Origin of the sequence: Paracoccus sp. (in: a-proteobacteria) (assembly GCF_035556475.1) — a bacterium.
Classification (GTDB): domain Bacteria; phylum Pseudomonadota; class Alphaproteobacteria; order Rhodobacterales; family Rhodobacteraceae; genus Paracoccus.
In genome coordinates, this window is sequence record NZ_DATMFA010000146.1 from 112816 (window position 1) to 123377 (window position 10562).

The window sequence follows — 10562 nt, forward strand, 5'->3', positions numbered from 1 at the left end:
AAAGATCACGCCATTCAGTGCCTCCAATAACTTGTCCGGTGGCGATGCGGAACAGGCCGCGGACAATTCGAGAGAAGATGTGGGACAGGTGAGTGACCGGCGGGTGGTTGATGCGGCGTAATATCGTGCTGATCGGGATGATGGGGGCGGGCAAGACCGCGATCGGGGCAGAGCTGTCCCGCCGTCTGGGCAGGCCGCTTTGGGACACGGATGCCGAGATCGAGCGCGCCGCGGCCATGACCATCCCCGAGATTTTCGCCCGCGACGGCGAGGCATTCTTCCGCGCTCGCGAATCGGAGGTGCTGGCCCGCGTCCTTGCCGGGGGTGACAGCATCATCTCGACCGGTGGCGGGTCGTGGATGCGCGAGGCCAATCGCAACCGTGTCGCCGGGAACGGCGTCTCGGTCTGGCTGGATTGCGACCTCGAGACGCTGTGGCAGCGGGTCCGCAGCCGCCCGAGCCGCCCCTTGCTGCAGACCGCCGATCCGCGCGGGACGCTGGAGCGGCTGATCGCCGAGCGCGGGCCGGTCTATGCGCTGGCGGACATCCATGTCAGGGCCGAGCGGGGCGATGCGATCGAGGACACCGCCTCGCAGGTGATCGCGGCGATCCAGGCCAGGCAACCGACCATACTGGAGACGAAATGAGCATCGAGACTGTCCGCGTCGATCTGGGCGAAAGATCCTATGATGTGCGGGTCGGGCGTGGCCTGATCGCTGAAGCGGGGGCCGAGATCGTCGCCCTTGCCGGCAAGCGCCGGGTCGCGATCCTGACCGACGAGACCGTCGCCGCCCATCACCTCGCCGCATTGCAGGCGTCGCTCGCCGCCGAGGGGATCGACGCCCCGGCGCTGGCGCTTCCGGCGGGCGAGGCGACGAAATGCTGGGCCGAGCTTGGCCGCGCCGTCGAATGGCTGATCGCCCGCAAGATCGAGCGCAAGGATCTGGTCATCGCGCTTGGCGGCGGGGTGATCGGCGATCTCGCGGGCTTTGCCGCCTCGATCCTGCGGCGCGGCGTGCGCTTCGTGCAGATCCCGACGACGCTGCTTGCGCAGGTCGACAGCTCGGTCGGGGGCAAGACCGGGATCAACAGCCCGCAGGGCAAGAACCTGATCGGCGCTTTCCACCAGCCGGCGCTGGTCCTTGCCGATATCGACGTCCTTGGCACGCTGTCCCCCCGCGATTTCAGGGCGGGCTATGGCGAGGTGGCCAAATACGGGCTGCTTGGCGACGAGGGCTTCTTTGAATGGCTGGAGAAGGACGGGCCGCGCCTTGCCTCGGATCCCGCGCTGCTCCAGCGCGCGGTGCGCCATTCGGTTGCGATGAAGGCCGGGATCGTCCAGCGCGACGAGACCGAGCAGGGCGAGCGGGCGTTGCTGAACCTTGGCCACACCTTCGGCCATGCGCTGGAATCCGCGACCGGCTATTCCAGCCGCCTGCTGCATGGCGAGGGGGTGGCGATCGGCTGCACGCTCGCTTTCGAGCTTTCCGCGAAGATGGGCCTTTGCAGTCAGGAGACGCCATCGCGGGTGGCGGCGCATTTTCGGGCCATGGGCCTGCCCGCCTCCATCGCCGACATCCCCGGCGATTTGCCTGATGACGAGGCGCTGATCGCGCTGATGGGGCAGGACAAGAAGGTGCAGGACGGCCGCCTGCGCTTCATCCTCGCACACGGAATCGGCCGCGCCTTCGTGACCGATCAGGTCGGACTTGCCGACCTCAGCGAAGTTCTGGCCCGGTCGCGCGGCTGACGCCGCCCCTGCGCGGGCGCCGGCTCAGTCCGTAGGCTCGCGCGGGATACGCTCTTCCTTGTCGCCATGTGCCAAGAGACCCTGATCGACCAGCCCCTCGCCATAATCCGACAGGTCGCGCGCCTGCACGGGTCTGGGCGTGTCACGGGGCAGGCGCGGCGGCACCACCTCGTCATGGCCAAGCTTTGAATCCCGGTCGCGCCGCAAAGCCGCGCGGCCCAGCATCAGGAGGCTGATCGGCGTCGTGATCAGCATGAAGATCCCGATCACGATCTCATGCAGGACCGGGCGCTTCTCGAGCAGCGAGAACATCGCCATCGAGCCGAGCACGATCAGCAGCGTCCCGTAGCTATAGGCCAGCGTCGGGGCGTGAAGCCGCTGATAGAAGCTTTTCAGCCGGACAAGGCCGAGGCTGCCAAGCAGCGCCAGGGACGAGCCGATCACGACGAAAAGCGCGATCAGCAGGGCGGCGACGGGGGGAAGGTCGTTCAGATGGCTCATTCGACCACCTCTCCCCGCATCAGGAACTTGGCGGCGCAGACGGTGGTGATGAAGCCGAGGACGGCGATGACCAGTGCGCCCTCGAAGAAGAACACATTGCCGCTGCCCATGCCGATCAGCAGGAAAAGCAGCATGGCGTTGATATACATGGTGTCAATCGCCAGCACGCGGTCCTGGGCCCTCGGCCCCCGAAGCATGCGCCAGCACGAGAGGCCGAGCGCCGCGATCAGGGCAAGCTGGGCATAGCTCAGCGCATATTCCAGGATCAGCATCGGCGTCATTCGAAGATCTCCAGCAGCAATGTCTCGTAGCGCGTGCGGATGAGGGTCTGCCAGTCATCCTCGCTCCGCAGGTCAAGGACGTGAAGCAGAAGCCGGCCATCCTCGCCCTCATATTCCAGCCATGCGGTTCCCGGCGTCGCGGTCAGGATCATCGCCAGCAGCGCCAGCGCATTCTGGTCGCGCAGCGTCAGATGCAGCTCGACGAAACCGGAATGATAGCTTGGATGGTTCGGCCCCAGCAGCAGCACGCGGGCGACGGTGATATTGGATTTCAGGATATCCCAGACGACGATCCCCATGAGCTGGGGAATGGCGGCCCAGCGGCGGATGCGGGGCCGGGCGGGGTGCAACCGCTCGACCGTCCAGCCCGCCACCAGGGCGATCAGCGTGCCAAGGACCAGATGGCCCAGCGAAAAGCGCGTCAGCAGCAGCCACATCAGGACCAGCGCGGCAGAGAGCAGGGGATGAGGGATGATGCGGCTCATTCGCTTTCCTCCTCCTTGTCCTCGACCGGCTCGAAATTCTGCGGCGGCGCGGCGTCCACGCGCTCGGCATCGCGCAGGACCGCCTGCCGGTAGATCGCGGAATCGACCAGCGCATGCGCGGTCTCGCGGGTATAGTTCAGCACGGCATCTGCGCGGATGGTCAAGAGCAGGATCATGCCGAGCAGCATCAGCACCGGCACGATCTCCAGCGCAAGGATGCGCGGGGCCGGTCCCGCCTCGGCCCAGAAGCGGCGGATGCCAAAGCGCAGGAGGCCGATCAGCGCGCCAAGCCCGGAAAGGATCAGCATGGCCGTATAGACCCACATCATCACCGGCAATTGGCCGTTCAACCCGACATTGTCCCGGATCGCGCCGCTGAGGATCGCGAACTTGCCGATGAAGCCCGGCATGGGCGGCAGCCCCGCAAGCATGGCCGCGATCAGCGAGAAGCAGATTGCCATGGCCAGCCAGGAGACGGTCCGCGTGCTGGCAGGTGCGGGCGTATCCTCGACCGAGTCGAGTCCCATCGGCGTCCAGTCCCAGCGCTCGGCCAGTTGCTCATTCGCGGCCTCGGCCCCGGAGGCCGCGTCATCGTCATCGCCCTGATCCCCGCGCGAGACCGGCTCGGCGATCAGGAAGAAGGCCGAGATCGCGCCGGTCGAGCCGATCAGGTAATAAAGCGCGCCGCCAAGCACCTCCGGGCCGCCGCCAGCCTGCGAGAAGCCGATCGCCGCCAGAACCGTCCCCGAGGAGATGATCGCGAGATACCCGCCCTTATGCGCAAGATCGGGCGTGCCAAGAACGCCGATCGTCCCGAACACCATGGTCACGATGCCGCCGATCATCAGGACCGGCGCACCGAAACCGACCGAGGCACCCGCGTCGGATCCGAGCATCAGGAGCGAGAGGCGCAGGATCACATAGACCCCCACCTTGGTCATGATCGCCATGATCGCGGCTGCGGGCGGCGAGGCCGCGGCATAGGTCGGTGGCAGCCAGAAGCACAGCGGCCAGGCCGCCGCCTTGACGAGGAAGGCGATGCCGAGAAGGCCCGCCGCCGCATGGAAGAGCAGCCTTTGCGCGGGTTCGAGCGTCGCGATCTCGCGCGCGATATCGGCCATGTTGAGCGTGCCGGTCGTGCCATAGACCAGCGCGACGCCGATCAGGAAGAACAGCGACGCCGCAAGGTTGATCGCGATATATTGCAGCCCGGCCTTGATCCTTTCAGGGCCGGAGCCATGCAGCATGAGGCCGTAAGAGGCCGCGAGCATGACCTCGAAGAACACGAAGAGGTTGAAGAGGTCGCCGGTCAGGAAGGCACCATTCACACCCGCCAGCAGGAATTGGAACATGCTGTGATAATGCTGTCCCTTGCCGTGCCAGCCGGCTGCCGCATAGATCAGCGACGGCGCCGCCAGCAGCGATGTCAGCATCACCATCATCGCCGAAAGCCGGTCGAGGACCAGCACGATCCCCACCGGAACCGGCCAGTCGCCGAGGCGATAGATGCGCACGATGGTCTCGCCCCCGGTCGTCAGCTCCTTGGCCTTGTTCATCAGCTCGGTCGAGCACAGGAACATCAGGCCGACCGCGACCAGTCCCATGATCAGCTTGGTCTGCCGGTTGCGGTCGTTGTAGAACAGCATGATCGCACCCGCGACAAGCGGGATCAGGATCGGCGCGATGATCAGGTGGTCGGGCAGGATTTCGGGCGTCATTGATTGCGTTCCTTGCCGTCGACGTGATCGGTCCCGGTGATCCCGCGCGAGGCGATCATCACCACCAGAAACAGCGCCGTCGTGGCGAAGCTGATGACGATGGCGGTCAGGACCAGCGCCTGCGGCAGCGGATCGGCATAGGCGGTGGGATCGACGAAGCCGCCTTTCGGCATGATCGGCGCCGCGCCGACATAAAGCCGCCCCATCGAGAAGATGAACAGGTTGACGCCATAGGCCAGCAGGCAGAGCCCGATGATGACCTGATAGGAGCGGGGCCGCAGCAGCAGCCACACGCCCGAGCCGGTCAGCACCCCGATTGCCAGTGCGAGGATCAGTTCCATCAGCTTTCCTCCTCGCCTTCGGTGGGTTTGGGTCGGGGCGCAACGCGCAGCGACTGGTGGGCGATCGCGATCAGCATGAGGACGATCGCGCCAAGAACCACCGAGAAGACGCCAAGGTCGAAAAGCATCGCGGTCGAGGCCGGAACCTTCCCGATCAATGGCAGGTCGAGATACTGGTAATGCGTCGTCAGGAACGGCAGGCCGAAGACCCAGGAACCCGCGCCGACGACGGTGGCGATGATCATGCCGGTGCCCATCCAGCGCATCGGCAGGATGGTCAGCCGCGCCTCGACCCAGCGCACATTGGCGGCGACATATTGCAGGAGCAGGCCAAGCGCGAAGGTGACGCCAGCCGCGAAGCCTCCGCCCGGCAGGTCATGGCCGCGGAAGAACAGATAGGCCGCCAGCGTGATGATCGGCGCGAAGAGCCATTGCATCATGATCGCCGGCACGAAGAGATAGGCTTCCAGCGCCTGTTCCTCGGCCTCGACCTGCGGCCGCGGGCGTTCGGCGCTTTCCGGCGCCGGCCGGAAGCGGCGCAGCAGCGCATAGACGGTCAGCCCGACAATGGCGAGGACCGTGATCTCTCCGAAAGTGTCGAAGGCGCGGAAATCGACCAGAATGACGTTCACGACATTGGTGCCGCCGCCCTCGACATAGGAGTGGCGCAGGAACCAGTCGCCGACCGAAACGCCGGGTCGCGTCAGCAGGACGGCCAGCGCGATTGCGGTCATGCCGGTGCCGCAGACCACCGCGAGGACGAGGTCGCGCAGACGCCGGGTCCGTGCCGTGAAGTTCTTGTCGCTCTCGATCTCCTCGTCGCGCTTGGGCAGCCAGCGCAAGCCCAGAAGCAGCAGCGTGGTGGTCGCGATCTCGACCAGAAGCTGCGTCACGGCGAGGTCGGGGGCCGACAGCCACACGAAGGTCGCGCAAGTGACGAGGCCCGCGCCGCCCATCAGGATCAGGGCCGCGAAGCGGTGATATTTCGCCTGCCAGGCCGCGCCAAGCGCGCAGGCCCCGCCGATCACCCAGAGCAGGGCAAAGACCAGCTCACGCGAATGGATCTCGGGCAGGGTGATGTTCCATTCCAGCGGGCCAAGCGCGAAGTAACCGGCTGCAAGGCCCATCAGGATCATCACCCGCAGCTGCGCCTGAAGTCCCGGCGCCGAGGCGATGCGCAGCAGGCGCCGCGGAAGGGTCTGGGTAAAGAACATCAGCCCGCGGTCGAAGGCGCGTCCGAAATCCAGCGCGCGGATCAGGCTGAGCCCTTCCTCGCCCCGGTCGATCCAGCGCCGGGGAACAAGGTAGATCAGAATGCCGAGGCCCATGGCGATCAGGCTCATCACCAAGGCGGGGTTGATCCCGTGCCAGACCTTCAGGCTGAAATGCGGAAGTCCGGGCCCGAGAATGGCGATGGCGGCGCTTTCCAGAACGCCCCCCAGCGTGTTCTGCGGCGCGATGCCGATTGCAAGGCAGGTGACGACCAGCACGAGGACCGGCAGACGCATCAGGGCAGGGGGTTCATGCGGCTCGCGCGGGAGATCGGTCGCCGGCGGACCGAAGAAGACGGTAACGATGAAGCGCAGCGAATAGGCCGCGCTGAATGCGGCGGCGGCCACCGCGATATAGGGCGCGGCATTGTCGATGGGGCTGCCATTGACCCAGACATATGTGGCCTCGAAGAACATCTCCTTCGAGAGGAACCCGTTCAGGAGCGGCACCCCCGCCATCGCGGCCGAGGCGATGATCGCCAGCGTCGCCGTGATCGGCATCATGCGCGCCAGCCCAGAGAGTCGGCGCATGTCCCGCGTTCCGGTCTCGTGGTCGATGATGCCGGCGGCCATGAACAGCGAGGCCTTGAAGACCGCGTGATTGACGATGTGGAAGATGGCCGCGATGATCGCAAGCGGCGTGCCGATCCCGGCGAGCGCCGTGATCAGCCCCAGATGGCTGATGGTCGAATAGGCCAGCAACCCCTTCAGGTCATGCCGGAAGAGGGCGGTGAACGCGCCGATCAGCAGCGTGATCAGCCCCGCCCCGGTGACAAGCTGGAACCAGGCATCGGTGCCGCCCAATGCCGGGTGAAAGCGCAACAGCACGAAAACGCCCGCCTTCACCATCGTGGCCGAGTGCAGGTAGGACGAAACCGGGGTTGGTGCCGCCATCGCGTTCGGCAGCCAGAAATGGAACGGGAATTGCGCCGATTTCGTGAAGGCGCCCAGCAGGAACAGGATCAGCACGACGGGATAAAGCCGGTGGCCGGTGATCTGCGCGCCCGCGGCAAGCACGTCGTCAAGTTGGTAGCTGCCGACGATCTGGCCGATCAGGATCATCGCGACCATCAGGCAAAGCCCGCCCGAGGCCGTCACGACCAGCGCCATCCGCGCTCCGTCGCGGGCATCCTGCTGATGATACCAATAGCCGATCAGCACGAAGGAGACGAGGCTCGTCAATTCCCAGAAGACGACGAGCATGATGATATTGCCCGACAGGATCAGCCCCGACATCGCCCCCGCAAAGCAGAGGAGGCTGGAATAGAGCCGTGGCAGCGGGTCGTCCGGGCTCATGTAATAGCGGGCATAGAGCAGGACCAGCATCCCGATCCCGGCGACGAGGACCATGAAGAGCCAGGCGAACCCGTCCAGCCGGAAGGTCAGGTCGAGGCCGATCGAACTGGCCCATTTGATCGTGCCGACGATCCGCCCGCCCTCGCCCACGGCGGGATAGAGCACGGCAAGAATGCCGAGGGCGACAACCATGGTCAGTCCCGCAAGCCAGGTTTCGGCGTTTCTTGATCCCACTGGCAGCGTGGCCGCGAGCGCGGCCGAAACGAATGGCGTCAGAACGAGTAGCAGCAACAGGTTCTGTTCGACCATTGGGATCCTTCACGGGTTCGGGGATGTAACACATCATAGGTCGACCGGGCAGGGAATGACAACCGACCGGGACCGTAAAAACGCGCCGTTCCCCGAGGGGATCAACGGAAATTTATCGTGATTGCAATGAGATTCGCGCCGAACATCAATTCGGCGGACCTGACGGAAAATCCGCCGGTCTCAGGACTGGCGGATCCGCGTCACATCTTTGGCCTCTCCGGCGGTCACGAGGATCTCGACCGGCAGGGGATGGCTGATGAAATGAAGGGGGCTGGCGGTCGGGCCATAGGCCCCGGCGGCATGGATGGCGATCAGGTCGCCCTCCTCCAGCCGCGGCAGCAGCACGCCATTGCCAAGCTTGTCGATCGAGGTGCAGAGTGGTCCGGTCAGGTCATGCTTTTCTGCCGGGCGCTGGCCCTCGTCCAGACCGACGCCATGCATGACATAGTTGCGCCGGATCACCATGCCGAAATTGCCCGAGGCCGCGAGGTTGCCGTTGAGGCCACCATCGCAGATCGCGATGCGGGTGCCGCGGGATTGCTTGATCGACACCACGCGGGTCAGGAAATAGCCGGCCGGGCCGACCAGATAGCGCCCGAGTTCGAGGACCAGCCGCGCCTTGACAAAGCGCGGCTCGCGCCGGAAGGCATCCAGATCGGGGGCGATAGCCGCCGCGATGGCAGGCAGATCCAGCGCCGCCTCGCCCGGATGATAGGGGATGCCGAGGCCGGAGCCGAAGATCAGCTTCTCGGGGACGATGTCGAGTTCCGAACAGATGGCCGAGAAGGTCGCGATGAAGATGCGCCAGTTCTCGCAGATCGCCTCGGGCCTGAGGCTCTGGGTGCCGGAATAGATGTGGAGGCCGATGATCCGCAGATGGGGCAGGGCCGCGATCTGCGGCAGGATGTCGGCCGCGTCCTCGATGTCGATGCCGAAGGCACTGGGGCGGCCGGCCATCTGGTCGCCGAAGCCTTTCGGCACCCGGTCGGGGGCAATGCGGATCAGGACCGGCTGCACGCGGCCAAGCTCGGCGGCGATGGCATCGGCGAGGCGGGCTTCACGCAGGCTCTCGACCACCAGCTCGCCGATGCCCGCCTCGATCGCGGGCCTCAATTCGAACTCGCGCTTGGCGGGGCCGGTGAAGCTGATCAGGCCGGGATCCCACCCGGCCTCCTGGCTGAGGGTGAACTCTCCGCCCGAGGAAATGTCGAGATAGTCGAGCTTTCCGCGCATCCAGCCAAGCAGGGTCGGGTTCGGATTGCTCTTGACCGCATAGCTGATCGCGAACCATTGCCCGAAGGCCGCGCGAAGATCGGCAAGCCGGGCCTCGGCAATATCGGTGAAATAGACATAGGCCGGCGTGCCGAAGCGGTCCGCCGCCTCGGCAAGCTGATGATCAAGGGCGAACTCAGTCAAGTCCAGCGACATGGTCGAGGATCCGGTCCACCGTGTCGAAATTTTCCAGCGTCACATCGGACGGCGAGATGACGGAGCCGGTGCGCTCCTCGATGAAGGTGATCAGCCCGACCATCGAGACCGAGTCAAGCAGGCCGCTCGAGAAAAGCTCGGTCGCGCCTTCGATCGGTTCGTCGATATTCTGCTCCTCCCGGAGATAGGAGATGAGGTCGTCCCGCGTCAGATCCATTGTTGTCTTGCCCTATGACTGCATCGAGTTCGTGGCGACCCTGGTGGCCGCGATTATGGCGGGGCGATCCAGTTTCCCGCTTGCAGTACGGGGCATCGGGCCTTCCCAGGCGTGGATTCTCTGGGGCCGCATATAATGGGGCATGGCCCGGGCGCAATGGACCGTCAGCCCGGACTCGCTCGCCTCTGGCAAATAAGTCACGGCGGCGTGAACGACCTGCCCGTGATCGTCATCCTCGACCCCGAAGGCCACGACATCGGTGACAAGCCCGCTTTGGGACAGGGCGTCCTCGACCTCGGTGGGGGAAAGGCGGAAGCCGAGGGTCTTGATCATCTCGTCCATGCGGCTGACGAACCACAGATCGCCATCCTCGTCGACGCGGACGAGGTCGCCGGAATAGACCACTGCTTCGTCCCCGATCAGATGGGCGAGTTCGGGGCAGGGTCGTATCTTCTGCGCGGTCAGTTCCGGCCGCTCCCAATAGCCCATGCTGACCAGCGGCCCGGCATGGACCAGCTCTCCCTGTTCGCCGGGGCCGGCGATGCCCTTGCCATGCGCGATGGCGAAGATGCGGGCATTGGGGATCTGCTGCCCGATCGAGCCTTTCTTCTGCTCGAACCGCTCGGGCGCGAGATAGGTCGAGCGGAAGGCCTCGGTCAGCCCGTACATCAGATAGATCTCGACCCCCGGAAAGACGCTGGGCATCAGGTCGAGGATGTTCGGGGGGATCTTGCCGCCGGTATTGGTGACCAGCCGCAACTCCGGCAGCGCCATCGGGCTTGCGGCAAGCATACGCACGATCTGGTTCCAGAGCGGCGGGACGCCCGCGATGCCGGTCACGCCCTCGACCTGCGCCATGCGCATCACCTCGGCTGGCATGGTCAGCGGCTGGTGGACGATCGTTCCCCCGACCAACATCATCGTGGTCAGCTGGTTCAGCCCGGCATCGAAGCTGTAGGGCAGGA

11 protein-coding genes are annotated in these 10562 nt (G+C 65.4%); 2 read left to right on the plus strand and 9 right to left on the minus strand.

Annotated elements, in window-relative coordinates:
• The first annotated feature begins 110 nt into the window (after positions 1-110).
• Positions 111-647 carry a shikimate kinase gene (locus VNQ78_RS21135; RefSeq protein ID WP_325693953.1) on the plus strand — a complete coding sequence of 179 codons (537 nt, stop codon included), beginning with the start codon at positions 111-113 and terminating at the stop codon, positions 645-647.
• Positions 644-1750, plus strand: a complete 1107-nt coding sequence (gene aroB, locus VNQ78_RS21140) for a 3-dehydroquinate synthase (protein WP_325693956.1) — start codon at positions 644-646, stop codon at positions 1748-1750. The genes VNQ78_RS21135 and aroB overlap by 4 nt, the downstream gene beginning before the upstream one ends.
• A gap of 24 nt (positions 1751-1774) precedes the next feature.
• Here aroB and mnhG read toward each other — a convergent pair whose 3' ends face one another.
• The 9 genes from mnhG to VNQ78_RS21185 form a co-directional block, all read right to left on the minus strand.
• A complete protein-coding gene (mnhG, locus tag VNQ78_RS21145) occupies positions 1775-2251 on the minus strand; it encodes a monovalent cation/H(+) antiporter subunit G (protein WP_325693959.1) in 477 nt (158 codons plus the stop codon).
• Positions 2248-2532 carry a K+/H+ antiporter subunit F gene (locus VNQ78_RS21150; protein ID WP_325693961.1) on the minus strand — a complete coding sequence of 95 codons (285 nt, stop codon included), beginning with the start codon at positions 2530-2532 and terminating at the stop codon, positions 2248-2250. Before VNQ78_RS21150 ends, mnhG begins: the two co-directional genes overlap by 4 nt.
• Complete coding sequence (locus VNQ78_RS21155; RefSeq protein ID WP_325693964.1) at positions 2529-3017, minus strand: Na+/H+ antiporter subunit E; 489 nt, start codon at positions 3015-3017, stop codon at positions 2529-2531. Before VNQ78_RS21155 ends, VNQ78_RS21150 begins: the two co-directional genes overlap by 4 nt.
• Positions 3014-4735 (minus strand): monovalent cation/H+ antiporter subunit D, encoded by a 1722-nt coding sequence (locus VNQ78_RS21160; RefSeq protein ID WP_325693967.1) that lies wholly within the window; start codon positions 4733-4735, stop codon positions 3014-3016. The genes VNQ78_RS21155 and VNQ78_RS21160 overlap by 4 nt, the downstream gene beginning before the upstream one ends.
• A complete protein-coding gene (locus tag VNQ78_RS21165) occupies positions 4732-5076 on the minus strand; it encodes a Na+/H+ antiporter subunit C (RefSeq protein WP_325693970.1) in 345 nt (114 codons plus the stop codon). The genes VNQ78_RS21160 and VNQ78_RS21165 overlap by 4 nt, the downstream gene beginning before the upstream one ends.
• Positions 5076-7952: a monovalent cation/H+ antiporter subunit A gene (locus tag VNQ78_RS21170; RefSeq protein ID WP_325693972.1), complete on the minus strand. Its 2877-nt coding sequence runs from the start codon at positions 7950-7952 to the stop codon at positions 5076-5078. Before VNQ78_RS21170 ends, VNQ78_RS21165 begins: the two co-directional genes overlap by 1 nt.
• A 180-nt stretch (positions 7953-8132) precedes the next feature.
• Complete coding sequence (locus tag VNQ78_RS21175) at positions 8133-9380, minus strand: type III PLP-dependent enzyme (protein WP_325693975.1); 1248 nt, start codon at positions 9378-9380, stop codon at positions 8133-8135.
• Positions 9361-9597 (minus strand): acyl carrier protein, encoded by a 237-nt coding sequence (locus tag VNQ78_RS21180; RefSeq protein ID WP_325693978.1) that lies wholly within the window; start codon positions 9595-9597, stop codon positions 9361-9363. The genes VNQ78_RS21175 and VNQ78_RS21180 overlap by 20 nt, the downstream gene beginning before the upstream one ends.
• Before the next feature lie 12 nt (positions 9598-9609).
• Positions 9610-10562: AMP-binding protein (locus VNQ78_RS21185; protein WP_325693981.1), on the minus strand; the 953-nt coding region annotated here is incomplete at its 5' end.

Coding starts and splice junctions, on each gene's coding strand:
- VNQ78_RS21180 (WP_325693978.1), bottom strand. CDS start 9,597: ATGGATCTGACGCGGGACGACCTCATCTCCTATCTCCGGGAGGAGCAG.
- VNQ78_RS21155 (WP_325693964.1), bottom strand. CDS start 3,017: ATGAGCCGCATCATCCCTCATCCCCTGCTCTCTGCCGCGCTGGTCCTG.
- VNQ78_RS21135 (WP_325693953.1), top strand. CDS start 111: ATGCGGCGTAATATCGTGCTGATCGGGATGATGGGGGCGGGCAAGACC.
- VNQ78_RS21165 (WP_325693970.1), bottom strand. CDS start 5,076: ATGGAACTGATCCTCGCACTGGCAATCGGGGTGCTGACCGGCTCGGGC.
- VNQ78_RS21150 (WP_325693961.1), bottom strand. CDS start 2,532: ATGACGCCGATGCTGATCCTGGAATATGCGCTGAGCTATGCCCAGCTT.
- VNQ78_RS21175 (WP_325693975.1), bottom strand. CDS start 9,380: ATGTCGCTGGACTTGACTGAGTTCGCCCTTGATCATCAGCTTGCCGAG.
- mnhG (WP_325693959.1), bottom strand. CDS start 2,251: ATGAGCCATCTGAACGACCTTCCCCCCGTCGCCGCCCTGCTGATCGCG.
- VNQ78_RS21160 (WP_325693967.1), bottom strand. CDS start 4,735: ATGACGCCCGAAATCCTGCCCGACCACCTGATCATCGCGCCGATCCTG.
- VNQ78_RS21170 (WP_325693972.1), bottom strand. CDS start 7,952: ATGGTCGAACAGAACCTGTTGCTGCTACTCGTTCTGACGCCATTCGTT.
- aroB (WP_325693956.1), top strand. CDS start 644: ATGAGCATCGAGACTGTCCGCGTCGATCTGGGCGAAAGATCCTATGAT.